This is a genomic window from Streptosporangium sp. DT93 (assembly GCF_049844535.1).
GTDB lineage: Bacteria > Actinomycetota > Actinomycetes > Streptosporangiales > Streptosporangiaceae > Streptosporangium.
The window spans coordinates 176,298-193,908 of sequence record NZ_JBNCLF010000004.1 but is presented as its reverse complement, the minus strand read 5'-3'; the positions used below and the strand labels follow the sequence as shown (position 1 = coordinate 193,908).

Below are 17,611 nucleotides of genomic sequence, written 5' to 3'. Positions count from 1 at the left end.
CCGGGTGCGTTTTCGAACACTTTCAAGCGACCTAGGGAAACGTCCGTCTGCAAGCGTGACGCCGACCTAGCGCTGTACCTCGACGGTCGTCCTGATCGGTTCCGAGGTGACCCCGCCAGCCCGGGCGACTATCTCGACGTCCCACGTGCCTGAGTTGAAAAAATCGGCCGCGTCTTTCATCACGTGACATGAGATCGACGTGTAAGGACTGTCGAAGGGCTCTTGCTCGCCGAAGGGCCCGGAGGCACGTACGGTCGGATAGGCGGTGCGGGTGAACGTCACATCGCACACACCGGTTCTCCCGCCGTGAACGTCGGCACTGACGACCACTTTGGAACCGTTCTGGTGGGCGCGGATCAATCTCATCCGTAGTCCGGTGCCGGACGGTATCGGAGTGTTCTTGACGATCGTATGGATTCCGGCCGGCGGAGCCTGAGGGGGAGAGCAGGCAGCGAGGAGCCCACCCAGCAGGAGGACGGTCGACAGCTTCACGTCTTCCTCACGCACGGAGACAGCACTCGGTTTACCTCTTCACCAAGATTGAGTCCTCGGAGGTGGGCCGGTTCGGGGGACGTGGAAATTCGGTCGAACCCGGCGAAGGTTCTGCCTGCTGCCGCGCGGCAGTGAAATGTCAGACCCGGTGCATCAGCCCAGGAGTCGACGTAACCGGCCTGCCCCGCACGCCCTTCCCTCGCGATCCCGCCACAAGTCACCGACCTGGCATCCCGTACTCTTCGCGACACCGAGCACGCCGCTTCAAGCCGCCGATCGGCATGCACGAGGACGTACGCCGTTCACCGGTCGTCCCGGCCGGACCCCTCCTCGTTCTCCGGGGTCTCGTCGTCCCGGTCGCGTTCCCGTGCCGGGGCGTCGTCGCGGCTCCCGTCCCTGCGGCGCAGCCGGTGCAGGGTGCCCGCGTGGGCGCGCTCCTCGGGGTGGGCGCGTACCCGGCGCATGCTGGCGATGACGGTGACCAGCAGCACCAGGAAGATCACCCCGAGCGAGAGCGGGGTGGAGACCTCGGGGAAGGACTTCGAGACGTCCTCGTGCAGGAACGACAGGATGAGCTTGAGCCCGATGAAGCCGAGGATGACCGCCAGGCCGATCGACAGGTAGACCAGCCGCTCCAGCAGACCCTCGATCAGGAAGTACAGGGCGCGCAGTCCCAGCAGCGCGAAGGCGTTCGCGGAGAAGACGATGAGCGGGTGGCTGGTGACGCCGAAGACCGCCGGGATGGAGTCGAGCGCGAACAGCAGGTCGGTGCTGCCGATGGCGAGGAAGACCACGAACAGCGGCGTGACCATCCGCTTGCCGTTCTCGTGGGTGACGAGCCTGCCGCCGTGCAGGTCCTCGGTGACCGGGAGCACCTTGTTCGCACCGTTGATCAGCGGGTTGTTCTCGACGTCGGGGTCCTCGTCGCGGTGCCGGAGGAGCTGGATCGCGGTCCAGATCAGCAACAGGCCGAAGATCAGGAACGTGGGGGAGAAGAGGGTGATGGCGGCGGCGCCGACCGCGATGAGGATGGCGCGCAGCACCAGGGCGGTGGCGATGCCGAACAGCAGCACCTTCTGCTGGTGCTCCGGCGGCACGGAGAACCGCGCCATGATGATCACGAAGACGAAGAGGTTGTCGACGGAGAGGCTCTTCTCCACCATCCAGCCGGCGAAGTACTCGGTGGCGAGCGTGGACCCGGCCAGCCACCACAGGACCAGGCCGAAGGCGATGGCCGCGCCGATGTAGAAGACCGTCCACGCGGTTGCCTCGCGCAGGCCCACCGCGTGCGGCCGGCGCGCCGCCACCACGAAGTCGATCGCGAGCAGTACCACCACCAGGCCGATGACCGCGATCCACATGCCCAACGAGTCGATCGCCATCCGTGTCCTCTCATACCGGGTGAGATCACTCGCCTTACCCGAGGTGAGGGGGCCCACACCATGGCGATACGCGTCGGCGCCGCCGCCCGGGCGGGCGTCGGCGCCGGGGGACGGCTCTGGGTCTCTGTGTCTCTGCGTCCCCGTGTGCGAGGTTCCGTGCCGGTTCCGTGCCGGTGCCGTGCCGGGGATCCCGGCTCAGCGGCCCCCGCCGGCGCGGCGCTTGGTCCACACGTCCAGGGCCACGGCGGCGAGCAGGACCAGGCCCTTGAAGAGCATGACCCGCTCGCTGGGCGCGCCGATGAGCGACATGCCGTTGTTGATCACGGCCATGATGAGGCCGCCGGTGAGCGCGCCGACCACCCTGCCCACCCCGCCCTGGACGGCGGCACCGCCGATGAACGCGGCCGCGATGGCGTCCAGCTCGAAGTTGCCGCCCGCGGTCGGGCCGGCCTGGTTCAGGCGCCCGGCGAAGATGATGCCGGCGAGCGCGGCGAGCACCCCCATGTTGACGAAGATCCAGAACGTGACCGACTTGACCTTGATGCCGGACAGGCTGGCCGCGTTCAGGTTGCCGCCGATGGCGTAGATGTGGCGGCCGAAGACGGCGCGGTTGGTCATCAGCGTGTAGCCCAGCACCAGGATGGCCAGGAGCACCAGCACCCAGGGCAGGTTCTTGAACCTGGCGAGCTGCACGATGACCACCATCACCACCGCGGCCGCGGCGATGATCTTCAGCAGGAACAGCGGCAGCGCGTCGACCTTCTGCCGGTAGCCCAGCCGCGCCTGGCGGGCCCGCCACTGGGTGAGGGCCAGCCCGCCCACGACGGCCAGGCCGACCAGCAGCGTCAGCATGTCGGCGCCGCCGAGCGGGCCCAGGCCGATGTTGCCCAGGTAGCCGGGCACGAAGCCGTTGGCCAGGGTGCGGACCTCGTCGGGGAAGGGGCCGATGCCCTGGTTGCCGAGCACGGTCAGGGTCAGCGCCCTGAAGATCAGCATTCCGGCCAGGGTGACGATGAACGCCGGGATGCCGAAGTAGGCGATCCAGTAGCCCTGCCAGGCGCCGATCAGCGCGCCGGCGACCAGCGTGATGAGGATCGCCAGCGGCCAGGCCATGTCCATGTCGACCATGAGCACGGCCGAGATCGCGCCGGTGAGCCCCACCACCGATCCCACCGAGAGGTCGATGTGACCGGCGATGATGATCAGGATCATGCCGATCGCCAGGATCAGGATGTAGGAGTTCTGCACCATGATGTTGGAGATGTTCTGCGGGCTGAGCAGCTCACCGTCGGTCAGGATGGAGAACAGCACGATGATCAGTGCGAAGGCGATGTAGATGCCGCTCTGCCGCAGGTTGACCGAGAAACGCCCGGCCGGGGTCTTGGCGGGCACCAGGGGAAGGCTGCCGGTCGGTGGCGCGGTTTCTGTCGGGACCTTGCCGCTGCTCATCGTGTTCCCCTAGTCCTTTTCCTTGGTCATGAATTGCATGAGCCGCTCCGGGGTGGCCTCCGCGCGGGAGACCTCGCCGGTGATGCGACCGGCCGACATGGCGTAGACGCGGTCGCAGACGCCCAGCAGCTCGGGAAGCTCCGAGGAGATGACCAGGACGGCCTTTCCCTGGTCGGCGAGCCGGTTGATGATCGAGTAGATCTCGTACTTGGCCCCCACGTCGATGCCGCGGGTGGGCTCGTCGAGGATCAGCACGTCGGCGTCGGTGAAGATCCACTTCGACAGCACGACCTTCTGCTGGTTGCCCCCGCTCAGCTTCCCGGTGACCGACAGCACGCTGGGAGCCTTGATGTTCATGCTCTCCCGGTAGCCGTCGGCGACCTCGTACTCCCTGTTGTCGTCGACCCAGCCGCGCCGGGCGAGCTTGCCCAGCGCGGCGGCCGAGACGTTGCGCTTGATGTCGTCGATCAGGTTCAGCCCGTAGCGCTTGCGGTCCTCGGTGGCGTACGCGATGCCGTGGGCGATGGCCTCGCCGACCGTGCGGAGCTTGATCTCGCGGCCGTTCTTGTAGACGCGGCCGGTGATGTCGGTCCCGTAGCTGCGGCCGAAGACGCTCATCGCCAGCTCGGTGCGGCCGGCGCCCATGAGCCCGGCCAGGCCGACGATCTCGCCGCGGCGCAGCGTCAGGGAGGCGCCGGAGACCACGACGCGGCCGTGGTCGGCGGGGCTGTGCACGGTCCAGTCCTCGATCCGCAGCACCTCCTCGCCGATGTTCGGCTCGTGCGGCGGGAAGCGGTGCTCCAGGTCGCGGCCGACCATGCCGGAGATGATGCGGTCCTCACTGACCGTGTCGCCGCGCATGTCCAGGGTCTCGATCGTCCGCCCGTCCCGCAGGATCGTGGTGGTGTCGGCGATGGCCCGGATCTCGTTCAGCTTGTGCGAGATGATCACCGAGGTGATGCCCTCGTCGCGCAGCCCGCGCAGCAGGTCGAGCAGGTGCGCGGAGTCCTCGTCGTTGAGCGAGGCGGTCGGCTCGTCCAGGATCAGCAGTCGCACCCGCTTCGACAGCGCCTTGGCGATCTCCACGAGCTGCTGCTTGCCCACCCCGATGTCCATGGCGAGCGTCGTCGGGTTCTCCCGGAGCCCGACGCGATCCAGCAGCTCGGTGGCCTCGGCGTTGGTGCGGTTCCAGTCGATCAGGCCCCGGCTGGTGCGCTCGTTGCCGAGGAAGATGTTCTCCGCGATCGACAGGTACGGGCTGAGCGCCAGCTCCTGGTGGATGATCACGATGCCGAGCTTCTCGCTGTCCCTGATGTCGGAGAAGCGGCACTGCTCGCCCTCGAAGAGGATCTCGCCCTCGTAGGAGCCGTGCGGGTACACGCCCGAGAGGACCTTCATCAGCGTCGACTTGCCGGCGCCGTTCTCCCCGCAGATCGCGTGTATCTCGCCCCTGCGGACGGCCAGGTTGACGTCCTGCAGGGCTTTGACACCCGGGAACGTCTTGGTGATCCCGCGCATCAGGAGTATGTCGTCGGTCATGCCGCCCGCCTTCGCAAGGTCCCCTCCACCGCCGGACATCCGGCCGGCGACGACGGGAAGGGGTCGCCGCCGGCCGGATGTCGTCCGCCGTCGTGCCGATCGGTGTTACTTGAGCTGGTCCTCGGTGTAGTAGCCGGAGTCGACGAGGACCTTCTTGTAGTTGTCCTTGTACACGATCACCGGCTCCAGCAGGTTGGAGGGCACGACCTTGTTGCCGTTGTCGTAGTCCTCGGTGTTGTTCACCTCGGGCTTGCCGCCCTTGAGCACGGCGTCGGCCATCTCGACGGTGACCGCGGCGAGCTGGCGGGTGTCCTTGTAGATCGTCGCGTACTGCTCGCCGGCGATGATCGACTTGACCGAGGCGACCTCGCCGTCCTGGCCGGTCACGACCGGGTAGGGCTGGCCGGAGGTGCCGTAGCCGCTGCTCTTGAGCGCCGACAGGATGCCGATGGACAGGCCGTCGTACGGCGAGAGCACACCCTGGACCTTGGTGTCACCGGAGTAGTACTTGGTGATCAGGTCCTCCATGCGCTTCTGCGCGGTGGCCGGGTCCCAGCGCAGGATCGCGACGGTCTTGAAGTCGGTCTGCTTGCTCTTGACGACCAGGGCGCCCTTGTCGATGTAGGGCTTGAGGGTGTCCATCGCGCCGTTGTAGAAGAACGTGGCGTTGTTGTCGTCGGGCGAGCCGGCGAAGATCTCGACGTTGAACGGGCCCTTGGCGTCGCCCTCGGAGCCGTCCTCCTTCTTCAGCTTGAGGCCGACCAGCAGCGAGGTCGCCTGCTGCACGCCCACCTTGTAGTTGTCGAAGGTGGCGTAGTAGTCGACGTTCGGCGACTTGCGGATCAGCCGGTCGTAGGCGATGACCGGGATCTTCTTGTCGGCGGCCTGCTGGAGCTGGGTGGTGAGGGCGGTGCCGTCGATCGAGGCGATGATCAGCAGCTTGGCGCCCCGGGTGATCTGGTTCTCGATCTGGTTGACCTGGGTGGGGATGTCGTTCTCCGCGTACTGCAGGTCGACCTTGTAGCCCAGCTTCTCCAGGGCGCTCTTGACGTTGTCGCCGTCGTGGATCCAGCGCTCGGAGGACTTGGTGGGCATCGTCACCCCGACCAGGGTCTCGGCGGGCGCGGCCGAGGCCTCGCTCGTCGTGCCTTGCTCGGAGGTCTTGACACTCGAACCACAGGCCGTCACCCCCATGGCGAGAGCCAGGCTCACCGCCGCGGTGGCCAGCTTCGCGAACTTCATCGCATACCTCCAGTGTGGGGAATTCTCGCCGGGAGATGTGAGCGCTAACAAAAAGGTATGGGCTAGTTAAGGCGGAGATGACCTAGACGTCAAGGGGGTGTTACAAATGATCTTCACGTGATCTGACCGTAATGTGGGAGACGCTTGACGCGGGGTGTTGTTAACGCTCACAGTCTGTCCCAGGCCACCATCGAGGAGTCCAGACCGTGAGCGCGAACCGCGACCGCCGCCCGCCGGTGATGGCGGACGTCGCGACGAAGGCGGGCGTCTCCCATCAGACGGTCTCCCGGGTGCTCAACGATCACCCCAACGTGCGCGCCGAGACCCGGGCGCGCGTCCTGGAGGCGATCCACGAGCTCGGCTACCGGCGCAACATGGTCGCCCGCGCCCTGGTCACCCGCCACACCCGCACCCTGGGCGTGGTGAGCTTCGACACCACCCTGTACGGCCCGGCGAGCATGGTCTACGGCATCGAGCAGGCGGCCAGGGCGGCCGGTTACTTCGTCAGCATGGTCAGCCTCAAGACCATCGACACCGCCGGCGTGCGCGACGCGCTCGGCTACCTCGCCGAGCAGGGCGTCGACGGGATCGTGGTGGTCGCGCCGCAGCGCTCGGCCGCCCCCGCGCTGGCCGACGTGCCCGTCGACATCCCCGTGGTCGCCGTCGAGGGCGGCCACGACGGCGACGTCTCGGTGGTCAGCGTCGACCAGGTCGAGGGCGCCCGCCTGGCCGTACGGCACCTGCTGGACCTGGGCCACGAGACCGTCTGGCACATCGCCGGGCCACCGGACTGGCTGGAGGTCGAGGGACGGCTGGAGGGCTGGCGCGACGTGCTGGAAGGCGCCGGCCGCCCCGTCCCCGAGCCGCTGCCCGGCGACTGGAGCCCGCGCTCGGGCTACCGCGCCGGCCTGCGCCTGGCGGCGACGCCCGGCGTCACCGCCGTGTTCGTCGCCAACGACCAGATGGCCCTGGGGGCGCTGCGGGCCTTCGCCGAGCGGGGCGTGCGGGTGCCCGAGCGGATCAGCGTCGTGGGATTCGACGACATCCCCGAGTCGGAGTTCTTCTCGCCCCCGCTCACCACGATCCGGCAGGACTTCGGGGCGGTCGGCAGGCACAGCATCGAGGTGCTGCTCAGGCGGCTCGAGACGGGAGCGGAATGGTCCCGCGAACGGCACGTCGTCCCGCCCCGGCTCGTCGTCAGAGCCAGTACCGCGCCCCCCGGTGGATGATCACGGATCCCCCGCCCGCCACCGCAGCAGAACCCGCCCGAGAGCCCCCGAGAGCAAGAGGAACGTCGTATGGCCGCACCCGATCCGATCCTGCGCATGACCGGCATCAGCAAGGAGTTCCCCGGCGTCAAGGCGCTGGACGGCGTGGACTTCCGGCTCCTGCCGGGTGAGGTGCACGCGCTGATGGGAGAGAACGGCGCCGGGAAGTCCACCCTGATCAAGGTGCTCACCGGCGTGCACGACATCGACTCCGGCGAGATCGAGCTGGCCGGCGCGCGCGTCTCGTTCGCGGGCCCCCTGGAGGCGCAGCGGGCCGGAATCAGCACGGTCTACCAGGAGGTCAACCTCTGCCCGAACCTCTCGGTGGCGGAGAACATCTTCATCGGGCGCGAGCCGCGCCGGCTGGGCCGTATCCGCTGGGGCGAGATGCGCACCCGCGCCGCCGCGCTGCTCGCCCGCCTGGAGCTGGACCTGGACGTCAACGCGCCGCTGTCGTCGTACTCGGCGGCCGTGCAGCAGATGGTGGCGATCGCGCGGGCGGTCGACATCTCCGCGAGCGTGCTCATCCTCGACGAGCCCACCTCCAGCCTGGACGCCGGGGAGGTCGCGCAGCTCTTCCGGGTGATGCGCAGGCTCAAGGACGAGGGCATCGCCATCCTGTTCGTCTCGCACTTCCTGGACCAGATCTACGACATCGCCGACCGGATGACGATCCTGCGCAACGGCCGCCTGGTCGGCGAGTACCTCGTCTCCGAGCTCAGCCAGGTCGAGCTGGTCGGCAAGATGATCGGCCAGGCGCTCGCCGACCTGGAACGCCTCGACGACAAGCCCAAGGACCTCGCCGCCGACGCCAAGGCCGTCGTCGAGACGCGCGACCTCGGCAGGACCGGGGCCGTGGAGCCGTTCACCCTCACCATCCACGAGGGCGAGGTGCTGGGACTGGCCGGGCTGCTCGGCTCGGGCCGCACCGAGATCGCCCGCCTGCTCTTCGGGGCCGACCACGCCGGCACCGGCGAGGTCGTCGTCGACGGGACGCCGGTCTCGATGCGCACCCCGCGCGCCGCCACCGCCCACAAGATCGCGTTCTGTCCGGAGAACCGGCGCACCGAGGGTCTGGTCGCCGACCTCACCGTGCGGGAGAACATCATCCTCGCCCTGCAGGCGGCGCGCGGCTGGGCCAGGCCGGTGCCGCGCCGCCGCCAGGACGAGCTGGTGGAGAAGTACATCTCCGCCCTGAGGATCACCCCGCCCAACCCCGAGCAGCTCGTCCGCAACCTCAGCGGCGGCAACCAGCAGAAGGTCCTGCTGGCCCGCTGGCTCATCGTCGAGCCGCGCCTGCTCATCCTGGACGAGCCGACCCGCGGCATCGACGTCGGCGCCAAGGCGGAGATCCAGCGGCTGGTGGCCTCCCTGTCCGACGGGGGCATGGCCGTGCTGTTCATCTCCGCCGAGCTGGAGGAGGTGCTGCGCCTCAGCCACCGCGTCGGCGTGCTGCGCGACCGGCACCTGGTGGCGCAACTTCCCAACGACGACGCCCTCACCACGGACGTACTGATGCAGACGATCGCGAGCGGAGCCCGCACATGAACACGGTGATCCGGCACCGCCTCTTCTGGCCGGCCCTCATCCTGGTGCTGCTGCTGGCCGTCAACGTCGTCTTCACCGACGGCTTCCTGTCGGTGGAGATGAAGGGCGGACACCTCTACGGCAGCCTCATCGACATCATCCGCTTCGGAGCCCCCCTGATCCTGGTCGCGATCGGCATGACGCTCGTCATCGCCACCGGCGGCATCGACCTGTCGGTCGGCTCGGTGGTGGCCATCTCCGGGGCGCTGGCCTGCCTGCAGATCAGCGGGCTGGAGGACCAGAACGCGATCGGCGGCGTCCTGGCCGCGATCGGCCTGGCGCTGGTGCTCTCGGTGGTCCTGGGGTTGTGGAACGGCTTCCTGGTCGCCGGCATCGGCATCCAGCCGATCATCGCGACGCTGATCCTGATGGTCGCCGGCCGCGGGGTCGCCCAGCTCATCACCGACGGCCAGATCATCACGATCAACAGCACCCCGTACAAGCTCGTCGGCGGCGGGTACTGGCTGACCGTGCCGTTCGGCATCCTGATCGTGCTGGTCGTGCTCGCGGTGACCGCGTTCCTCACCCGGCGACTGGCGCTCGGCCTGCTGATCGAGTCCGTCGGCGGCAACGCCGAGGCCAGCCGCCTGGCGGGCATCCGCTCCCGGGGCCTGATCATCCTGGTCTACGCCTTCTGCGGGCTGTGCGCCGGCATCGCCGGGCTGATGATCAGCTCCAACATCTCCAGCGCGGACGGCAACGCCGCCGGCCTGTGGATCGAGCTCGACGCGATCCTCGCCGTCGTGATCGGCGGCACCTCACTGGTCGGCGGGCGCTTCTCGCTCGGCGGCACCGTGCTCGGCGCGCTGATCATCCAGACGCTGACCACCACGATCTACTCCATCGGCGTGCCGCCGGAGACGACGCTGCTGTTCAAGGCGCTCGTCATCGTCGTGGTGTGCCTGCTGCAGTCGCCCACCTTCCGGGAGAAGGTGTTCCGCCGCAGGGAACGCGGCCGGCCCGCCGCACCCTCCGGTACCGATACGAAGGTGAGGATCCCGGCATGACCGGCCCCAGCGTGCTCTCCCTGAACCGCCCCTTCCCGCGGGCGTACGTGCCGGTGATGGTGACCGCCGGCCTCTTCCTGGCGATGTTCACGGCCGGCGGCCTGCGCTACGAGGGCTTCGCCTCCGGCCAGGTGGTGCTCAACGTCTTCGTCGACAACGCGTTCCTGCTGGTCCTGGCGGTCGGCATGACGTTCGTCATCATCACCGGCGGCATCGACCTGTCGGTGGGGGCGGTGGCCGCCCTGTCCACGATGGTCTCGGCGAGCCTGGTGACGAACAAGGGCTGGTCCCCGCTGCTGGTCATCCCGCTGGTGCTGGTGATCGGCGCGGTGATCGGCCTGGCCATGGGCTGCGTGATCCACTACTTCGACATCCAGCCGTTCATCGTGACGCTGGCCGGCATGTTCCTGGCCCGCGGGCTGTGCTACGTCATCGGCACCGAGTCGATCTCCATCACCGAGCCTGCCTACACCGCGCTGGCGCAGACGAGGATCGAGCTGCTCGGCGGCGCGTTCATCTCGCCGAGCGTGATCGTGGCACTCGTGGTGATCGTCATCGCGGCCTACGTGCTGCAGTACACCAGGCTGGGGCGTAACGTGTACGCGACCGGTGGCAGCGAGCAGTCGGCGCTGCTCATGGGGCTTCCGGTGGCCAGAACGAAGATCATCGTCTACACGGTCAGCGGCTTCTGCTCGGCGCTGGGCGGGGTGCTGATGTCCTTCTACATGCTGTCCGGCAACCCGCTGCACGCGATCGGCATGGAGCTGGACGCGATCGCCGCGGTGGTGATCGGCGGCACCCTGCTGACCGGTGGGTCGGGCTACCTGGTCGGCACCGTGCTGGGCGTGCTCATCCTCGGGCTGATCCAGACGATCATCAGCTTCGAGGGGACACTCAGCCCCTGGTGGACGAGAATCGTCATCGGGCTGCTGCTCTTCGCCTTCATCCTGCTGCAGCGCCTCGGCGTGATCCGCCGCACCTGAGGCCGGAGGCTCCGGCGCGGCGGGCCGCGCCGGAGCCTCGTCCACGAAGGTCGTGATGTCCACGGAGGTCCTGATGTCCCGGGAGGACATGTGAACGCTAACAATGATCGTTACGTGGTGGGGGTCGACTTCGGCACGCTGTCGGGCCGCGCCGTGGTCGTGCGGGTGAGCGACGGCGCCGAGGTCGGCTCCGCCGTGCACGAGTACGCCCACCGCGTGATCGAGGACCGGCTGCCGGCGGGCGGCGCGCCGCTGGGCCCGGACTGGGCGCTGCAGTCGCCCGAGGACTGGCGGCAGGTGCTGCGCTCGGCGGTGCCCGAGGCGGTGGCCGCGGCCGGCGTCTCCCCGTCCCAGATCATCGGCCTGGGCACCGACTTCACCGCCTGCACCGTGCTGCCGGCCACCGCCGACGGCACCCCGCTGTGCGAGCTGGAGGAGTTCGCCGACCGGCCGCACGCCTGGCCCAAGCTGTGGAAGCACCACTCGGCGCAGTCGCACGCCGACCGGATCAACGCCCTGGCCGCCCGCAGGGGGGAGTCGTGGCTGCCCCGCTACGGCGGGAAGATCTCCTCGGAGTGGTCGTTCGCCAAGGGCCTGCAGGTCCTGGAGGAGGACCCGGAGGTCTACGCCCGCGCCGAGCGCTGGATCGAGGCCGCCGACTGGATCGTCTGGGAGCTCACCGGTGTGGAGACCCGCAACGTCTGCACCGCCGGCTACAAGGCCATCCGCCAGGACGGGCAGTACCCGTCGAAGGAGTTCCTCGCCGAGCTCCACCCCGGTTTCGTCGACTTCACCGCCAAGCTCGGCGGCGAGCCGTCGCCCCTGGGCGGGCTCGCGGGCCGGCTGACCGCCCGCGCCGCCGGGTGGACCACGCTGCTGGAGCGGACCGCGATCTCGGTCGGCAACGTGGACGCCCACGTCACCTCCGCCGCCGCCGACGCGGTGCGCCCCGGCCAGATGGTCGCCATCATGGGCACCTCCACCTGCCACGTCATGCCCTCGGACGCGCTGGCCGAGGTGCCCGGCATGTGCGGGGTGGTGCGCGACGGCATCGTGCCCGGACTGTGGGGGTACGAGGCCGGCCAGTCCGGCGTCGGCGACATCTTCGGCTGGTTCGTCGAGACCTCGGTGCCCGGCTCCTACGAGCGCGAGGCCGAACTGCGCGGGATCGGCGTGCACGACTACCTCACCGAGCTCGCCGCCGCCCAGCCCGTCGGCCGGCACGGCCTGGTGGCGCTCGACTGGCACAACGGCAACCGCTCGGTGCTGGTCGACCACAACCTCTCCGCCGTGGTCGTCGGCCAGACGCTCGCGACCCGCCCCGAGGACACCTACCGCGCGCTGATCGAGGCCACCGCGTTCGGCGCCCGCACGATCGTGGAGACCTTCGAGGCGTCCGGGGTGCCCGTGACCGACTTCGTCGCGGCCGGCGGCCTGATCAGGAACCGCTTCCTGATGCAGGTCTACGCGGACGTGCTGCGCCGCCCGATCTCGGTGATCGGCTCCGAGCAGGGATGCGCCCTGGGATCGGCGATCCACGCCGCCGTCGCCGCCGGCTCCTACCCCGACATCACCGCCGCCTCGGCCGCCATGGGCGGGCGCGGCGAGACCGTCTACCGGCCGGACCCCTGCCGCGCCGACGTCTACGACCGGCTGTACGCCGAGTACCGCCGCCTGCACGACCACTTCGCCGACGGGGCGATGCTGCACGGCCTGCGGGCCCTGCGCTACGCGGCGAGCCTGCCCGGTACCGAGAAGGAGGAGGTCGCGTGAGCGGCGCCACGGTGAGGAAACTGCGCGAGACGGTGTGCCGGCTCCACGAGGAGCTGGTCCGCTACGGCCTGGTCGCCTGGACCGCCGGCAACGTCTCCGGCCGCGTCCCGGGCGAGGACCTGTTCGTCATCAAGCCGTCCGGGGTGTCCTACGACGATCTGACCCCGGAGTCGATCGTGGTGTGCGACCTGGACGGCGAGCTGGTCGAGGGTGAGCTGGCGCCGTCCAGCGACACCGCCGCGCACGCCTACGTCTACCGGGCGATGCCGCAGGTGGGCGGCGTGGTGCACACCCACTCCACGTACGCCTCCGCCTGGGCCGCGCGCGGCGAGGCCATCCCGTGCGTGCTGACGGCGATGGCCGACGAGTTCGGCGGCGAGATCCCGGTCGGGCCGTTCGCGCTGATCGGCGGGGACGACATCGGCAAGGGCATCGTCGCGACCCTGGAGGGCCACCGCTCCCCGGCGGTCCTGATGCAGAACCACGGCGTCTTCACCATCGGCGCCGACGCCCGCGCCGCGGTCAAGGCGGCGGTGATGTGCGAGGACGTCGCGCGCACCGTGCACGTGGCCGTCCAGCTCGGCGAGCCGCTGCCGATCGCGCAACCCGACATCGACCGTTTGTACGACCGCTACCAGAACGTCTATGGGCAAAGGAGTCCGCGTTGACCGTCCACGAGCGTGAGATCTGGTTCCTCACCGGGAGCCAGGGCCTGTACGGAGAGGAGACGCTCGCCCAGGTCGCCGAGCAGTCCCGGCAGATCGCCGAGCAGCTCGGCGAGCGGCTGGCGTTCCGGCTGGTCTGGAAGCCGGTGCTCACCGACGCCGGGGCGATCCGCCGGGTCTGCCTGGAGGCCAACGCGTCCGACGACTGCATCGGGATCATCGCCTGGATGCACACCTTCTCCCCGGCGAAGATGTGGATCGCCGGCCTGGACGCGCTGCGCACCCCGCTGCTGCACCTGCACACCCAGGCCAACGTGGAGCTGCCGTGGAGCTCCATCGACATGGACTTCATGAACCTCAACCAGGCCGCCCACGGCGACCGCGAGTTCGGCTACATCCAGTCCCGGCTGGGCGTGGCGCGCAAGACCGTCGCCGGGCACGTGAGCGACCCGGCCGTGGCCGCCCGCATCGCCTCCTGGGCGCGGGCCGCCGCCGGGCGGGCCGAGGTGGGCTCGCTGCGGCTGGCGCGCTTCGGCGACAACATGCGCGACGTGGCCGTCACCGAGGGCGACAAGGTGGAGGCGCAGCGGCGCTTCGGCGTCTCGGTCAACACCTACGGCGTCAACGACCTGGTCGCCGCCGTCGACGCCTCCTCCGACGCCGACGTGGACACGCTGACCGTCGAGTACGAGGACACCTACAAGGTCGCGCCCGAGCTGCGCGCCGGGGGCGAGCGGCACGACGCGCTGCGCTACGCCGCCCGCATCGAGCTGGGGCTGCGGCACTTCCTCACCGAGGGGGACTTCGGCGCGTTCACCACCAACTTCGAGGACCTGGGCGGGCTGCGGCAGCTCCCGGGCCTGGCCGTGCAGCGCCTGATGGGCGACGGCTACGGCTTCGGCGGCGAGGGCGACTGGAAGACCTCGGTGCTGGTCCGCACGCTCAAGGTGATGTCGGCCGGTCTTGAGGGCGGCACCTCCTTCATGGAGGACTACACCTACCACCTGGCGCCCGGCGAGGAGGTCATCCTCGGCGCGCACATGCTGGAGGTCTGCCCGACGATCTCCTCGGGGGTGCCCTCGTGCGAGATCCACCCGCTGGGCATCGGCGGGCGCGAGGACCCGGTCCGGCTGGTGTTCGACGCCGAGCCCGGCCCGGCCGTGGTGCTCGGCCTGTCCGACATGGGGGACCGGTTCCGGCTCGTGGCCAACGAGATCGACGTGGTCGCCCCCGCACAGCCGCTGCCCAGCCTGCCCGTCGCCCGCGCGGTGTGGAAGCCCCGCCCCTCGCTGAGCACCTCGGCGGAGGCGTGGCTGACCGCCGGGGGGCCGCACCACACCGTGCTGTCGGCCGCGCTGACCGTGGAGGAGCTCACCGACTTCTCCGACATGCTCGGGGTCGAGCTACTGGTCATCGACGCCGACACCACCCCCCGCCAGTTCGCCAAGGAGATCCGCTGGAACCAGGCGTACTACCGCCTGGCCCAGGGTCTCTGAGGAGGGGACGGGGAGCCCGCGAGGGGGGCTTCGCGTCCACCGGCCCGGAGTGGCACGTTCCCACCCCGGGCCGTGTGCCCACCCCGGGCCGTGTGCCCGTCCAGGCCGGCCACCCCGCCCGGGCCGTCTGCACGGGCCGTTCGTCCGGGCGGTCCGGCCTGACCTTCTGCCCGGGCCGTCCGTCCGGGCCGTCCGGGCCGTCCGTCCGGGCCGTCCGGGCCGTCCGTCCGGGCCGGACAGCATGGAAAACGCGCGTTCCCGGACGCCGGAATCGTCAGCCCTATTCTCTGATATTTTCGGACGGGACCCACGAGAGGGGACCGTCCGATTCCTCTCCGGGCGGCGGGACGGGTCGTCCTTTCCGGAAGGGGAACGCGCTCCGGAGGCGAGCGCGCGGCCCGCCGGAAGGGTTGACCGAAGCGCTTGGGAGGCTCACCCGCGCTCCCGGCGCACCCGCTCCTCGCGGGCGGGGCCGCCCCCCGTCCCGTGCGGTATCTGTGCAGCTCAGAGCGGGTGTGAGGCGCCTTGGTGCCGACCCCAGCCGTCCTCCCACGCTAGGTGACGTCCCGTGGCCCGTGTCCCCGCCGGTGCGCGGAGCCGCTCGTCGGCCGATTCCCCGAACGGTGCCGCGCTTATCTCAACAGCCGTTCAATTGACTTAACGGACGATATTCGAATTCGTCCCCACTGTTCTCGCCGCTGACATTGACGGTGAAAATCCGGCTCCTTACCCTCGCCGTGTCCGGCAGATCACAAGGGAGTCGTCGATGAAACGCATCCGAAACCTCACCGCCGCAGCAGTGGCCGTCACGGCGCTCGTCCTCGCGCCGCTCCCCGCCTCGGCGGCCACCACCACGATCCACCGGGACAACGCGGCCGGCGCCGCCTACGCGGGCAACGTCCGCGCCACGCTCATCGCGCCGGTGTCGGTCACGACCTCCCTCGGCACCGCCACCTGCAACACCGGCACCATCGACTCGACCGTCCAGTCCAACGGCACCGCGCTGAACATCTCCACCTTCAGCTTCAGCAACGTCCCCGGGCCGACCTGCCCGAACAGCGCGGGCGGCTCCTCCACCGTCTCCCCGGTCGGGCTCCCCTGGAACGGCGGCAGCCTCGTCCACGGCGCGGTGAGCGGGGGACGGGACGGCGTCCTGACCCTGCAGGGCGTCAAGGTCTCCTCGGTGACCACCGGCTGGTTCGGCACCATCAGCTGCGTCTACCGCGGCTCGGGTGCGGGCAACAGCATCGCCCTGAACGCCTTCAACTCCGACAACGCCGCCAGGCCGGTCCCCGCGGTCGCCCAGGCGCAGGCCAAGGCCGCCTCCTACAGCCTCACCAAGGACAGCGGCAGCTTCCTGTGCCCCGGCACGGCCAGCTACACCGCGACGTTCCAGCTCCTGGGCGAGACCGTCGCCGGGTCGGGCGTCTTCAACCAGAAGCTGCACATCACCCCCTGAGCCCTCCCAGCCCTCCGAGCCCTCCCTGTCCCCGGAGCGACCCCGCCCCCGTGACACCTCCGGCCCGCCCCCCGGTACGCGTCCGGGGGGCGGGCCATCCGGGTGCGGGCGGGGCCTGCGCGCGTTCCGCCCCCTGGCAGGCCAGGGTCCGTACGGCCTGGTAGACGCAGAGCAGAGCCCAGACCTCCTGGGCCACGGTCTCGGGGGTGCGGGAACGCAGCGCGACCGCCGCGCCGCTCCGGTCGGAGCGCAGCCAGGCCAGCGCGCCGCCCATGACCCAGCGCCGCGCGTACCATGCCGCCAGGTCGGGCGCGGGTGCCCGTCGCGGATCGGTCAGCGTGGTGACGAGCCGTTCCGTGCCGCCGGGAAGGCAGGGAAGGCCGGGCGGGCGGGGCAGGGGGACGACCCGCAGCGGCGTGCCCGTCCAGCCGGGCGGCCGGGACAGGAACGAGCCGTCGCCGAGGTGGCGGGCCACCGGCAGGCCGGCCGTCCCCGCGGCCCCGCAGAGCAGGTGCGCGCCGGTCCGGGACGCCTGCCGCCACAGTCCGGCCCCCCTGGACCCGGGCCCGGCGAGCAGCAGCATGCCGGGTCCGAGGTGGGCCAGGAGCCGGGGCGCGAGCCCGTACCGGCCGGTCCCGGAGGCGCCGATGGTCGCGTCGACCAGCGCGTGCGTCCGGCCGTCGGCCATCGCCGTCACCCGTACGCACGGGAAGCGGGCCGCCTCGTCCGCGTAGCCGAAGGCCGCGTTGTCGCGGGTCTCGGGGACGGTGAGTGTGGCGCCGTCGACCGAGACGAGCCTCAGCCCGGCCGGCGTGCCGGGTTCCGGGGGGCGGGCCATCCGGCCGAACAGCACCCGCAGCGGTTCCGCGCCGAGCCGCGCGCGGGCCCGGCTGATCGCCGAGGCGCTGGGCGGCTCCCAGCTCCGGGCCCAGCGCGAACGCCACGACAGGCCGTTCAGCAGCAGGCGCATGATCTCGTCGTAGTTCCTGTCGGGGAACATGCACAGCGCCAGCACGTAGTAGATCGTCAGGCGGGCGGGCAGTGCCCGTCGCCGCCGGTCCGCGCAGCCGCTGATCCGGATGACCTCGTCGAGGAGCGGCACGGGGAAGGCGGAGGTGAGGAGTGCGATCGACAGGTGATCCGCCAGCCGCCCGTCGACCGGCTCAGTCTTCACGCGGTTGGTCATGCCCGGCCTGACGGGCTGTCAAGCTCCGACAGGATAAATGCTTCATTTATCTGCAAATAGGCTGAAATCGCCCGAACAAATGC

The 17,611-nt window shown here is 70.0% G+C and carries 14 protein-coding genes; 8 read left to right on the top strand and 6 right to left on the bottom strand.

What is annotated here, in order from left to right; genetic code table 11:
- Positions 1-66: 66 nt before the first annotated feature.
- The 5 genes from ACLQ2R_RS11265 to chvE form a co-directional block, all read right to left on the bottom strand.
- Positions 67-492: a hypothetical protein gene (locus tag ACLQ2R_RS11265; protein WP_425959347.1), complete on the bottom strand. Its 426-nt coding sequence runs from the start codon at positions 490-492 to the stop codon at positions 67-69.
- Between the two features lie 302 nt (positions 493-794).
- Positions 795-1,874: a TerC family protein gene (locus ACLQ2R_RS11260; RefSeq protein ID WP_425959346.1), complete on the bottom strand. Its 1,080-nt coding sequence runs from the start codon at positions 1,872-1,874 to the stop codon at positions 795-797.
- 195 nt (positions 1,875-2,069) lie between these two features.
- Entirely contained in the window at positions 2,070-3,323 is a 1,254-nt protein-coding gene (mmsB, locus tag ACLQ2R_RS11255; protein WP_425959345.1) for a multiple monosaccharide ABC transporter permease, read from the bottom strand.
- Positions 3,324-3,332: 9 nt separating this feature from the next.
- Positions 3,333-4,862, bottom strand: coding sequence for a multiple monosaccharide ABC transporter ATP-binding protein (gene mmsA / locus ACLQ2R_RS11250; RefSeq protein WP_425959344.1), 1,530 nt, complete (start codon positions 4,860-4,862; stop codon positions 3,333-3,335).
- Between the two features lie 105 nt (positions 4,863-4,967).
- A complete protein-coding gene (gene chvE, locus ACLQ2R_RS11245) occupies positions 4,968-6,104 on the bottom strand; it encodes a multiple monosaccharide ABC transporter substrate-binding protein (protein WP_425959343.1) in 1,137 nt (378 codons plus the stop codon).
- 239 nt (positions 6,105-6,343) lie between these two features.
- Between chvE and ACLQ2R_RS11240 the strand changes: the two genes are divergently transcribed.
- From ACLQ2R_RS11240 to ACLQ2R_RS11205, 8 genes are all read left to right on the top strand, one after another.
- Complete coding sequence (locus ACLQ2R_RS11240; RefSeq protein ID WP_425959673.1) at positions 6,344-7,333, top strand: LacI family DNA-binding transcriptional regulator; 990 nt, start codon at positions 6,344-6,346, stop codon at positions 7,331-7,333.
- Positions 7,334-7,402: 69 nt separating this feature from the next.
- On the top strand, positions 7,403-8,920 hold the full coding sequence (locus ACLQ2R_RS11235) for a sugar ABC transporter ATP-binding protein (RefSeq protein WP_425959342.1): 1,518 nt from the start codon (positions 7,403-7,405) through the stop codon (positions 8,918-8,920).
- Positions 8,917-9,966, top strand: coding sequence for an ABC transporter permease (locus ACLQ2R_RS11230; RefSeq protein ID WP_425959341.1), 1,050 nt, complete (start codon positions 8,917-8,919; stop codon positions 9,964-9,966). Before ACLQ2R_RS11235 ends, ACLQ2R_RS11230 begins: the two co-directional genes overlap by 4 nt.
- Positions 9,963-10,949: a galactofuranose ABC transporter, permease protein YjfF gene (gene yjfF, locus ACLQ2R_RS11225; RefSeq protein WP_425959340.1), complete on the top strand. Its 987-nt coding sequence runs from the start codon at positions 9,963-9,965 to the stop codon at positions 10,947-10,949. The genes ACLQ2R_RS11230 and yjfF overlap by 4 nt, the downstream gene beginning before the upstream one ends.
- A 90-nt stretch (positions 10,950-11,039) precedes the next feature.
- The gene (gene araB, locus ACLQ2R_RS11220; protein ID WP_425959339.1) at positions 11,040-12,722 is read left to right on the top strand and encodes a ribulokinase; all 1,683 of its coding nucleotides are present in this window, start codon (positions 11,040-11,042) and stop codon (positions 12,720-12,722) included.
- Positions 12,719-13,390, top strand: coding sequence for an L-ribulose-5-phosphate 4-epimerase (locus tag ACLQ2R_RS11215; protein WP_425959338.1), 672 nt, complete (start codon positions 12,719-12,721; stop codon positions 13,388-13,390). The genes araB and ACLQ2R_RS11215 overlap by 4 nt, the downstream gene beginning before the upstream one ends.
- On the top strand, positions 13,387-14,883 hold the full coding sequence (araA, locus tag ACLQ2R_RS11210; protein ID WP_386232032.1) for an L-arabinose isomerase: 1,497 nt from the start codon (positions 13,387-13,389) through the stop codon (positions 14,881-14,883). Before ACLQ2R_RS11215 ends, araA begins: the two co-directional genes overlap by 4 nt.
- 766 nt (positions 14,884-15,649) lie before the next feature.
- Positions 15,650-16,342 carry a hypothetical protein gene (locus ACLQ2R_RS11205; protein WP_425959337.1) on the top strand — a complete coding sequence of 231 codons (693 nt, stop codon included), beginning with the start codon at positions 15,650-15,652 and terminating at the stop codon, positions 16,340-16,342.
- On the opposite strand, the gene ACLQ2R_RS11200 is transcribed toward ACLQ2R_RS11205, so the two are convergent.
- The gene (locus ACLQ2R_RS11200; RefSeq protein ID WP_425959336.1) at positions 16,332-17,516 is read right to left on the bottom strand and encodes a transposase domain-containing protein; all 1,185 of its coding nucleotides are present in this window, start codon (positions 17,514-17,516) and stop codon (positions 16,332-16,334) included. The two genes, ACLQ2R_RS11205 and ACLQ2R_RS11200, sit on opposite strands and share 11 nt — an antisense overlap.
- Positions 17,517-17,611: the final 95 nt, after the last annotated feature.

Excerpts from the sequence above, each read along its gene's own strand:
- chvE (WP_425959343.1), bottom strand. The coding sequence starts at position 6,104 with ATGAAGTTCGCGAAGCTGGCCACCGCGGCGGTGAGCCTGGCTCTCGCC.
- mmsB (WP_425959345.1), bottom strand. The coding sequence starts at position 3,323 with ATGAGCAGCGGCAAGGTCCCGACAGAAACCGCGCCACCGACCGGCAGC.
- ACLQ2R_RS11230 (WP_425959341.1), top strand. The coding sequence starts at position 8,917 with ATGAACACGGTGATCCGGCACCGCCTCTTCTGGCCGGCCCTCATCCTG.
- ACLQ2R_RS11240 (WP_425959673.1), top strand. The coding sequence starts at position 6,344 with ATGGCGGACGTCGCGACGAAGGCGGGCGTCTCCCATCAGACGGTCTCC.
- yjfF (WP_425959340.1), top strand. The coding sequence starts at position 9,963 with ATGACCGGCCCCAGCGTGCTCTCCCTGAACCGCCCCTTCCCGCGGGCG.
- mmsA (WP_425959344.1), bottom strand. The coding sequence starts at position 4,862 with ATGACCGACGACATACTCCTGATGCGCGGGATCACCAAGACGTTCCCG.
- ACLQ2R_RS11260 (WP_425959346.1), bottom strand. The coding sequence starts at position 1,874 with ATGGCGATCGACTCGTTGGGCATGTGGATCGCGGTCATCGGCCTGGTG.
- ACLQ2R_RS11235 (WP_425959342.1), top strand. The coding sequence starts at position 7,403 with ATGGCCGCACCCGATCCGATCCTGCGCATGACCGGCATCAGCAAGGAG.
- ACLQ2R_RS11205 (WP_425959337.1), top strand. The coding sequence starts at position 15,650 with ATGAAACGCATCCGAAACCTCACCGCCGCAGCAGTGGCCGTCACGGCG.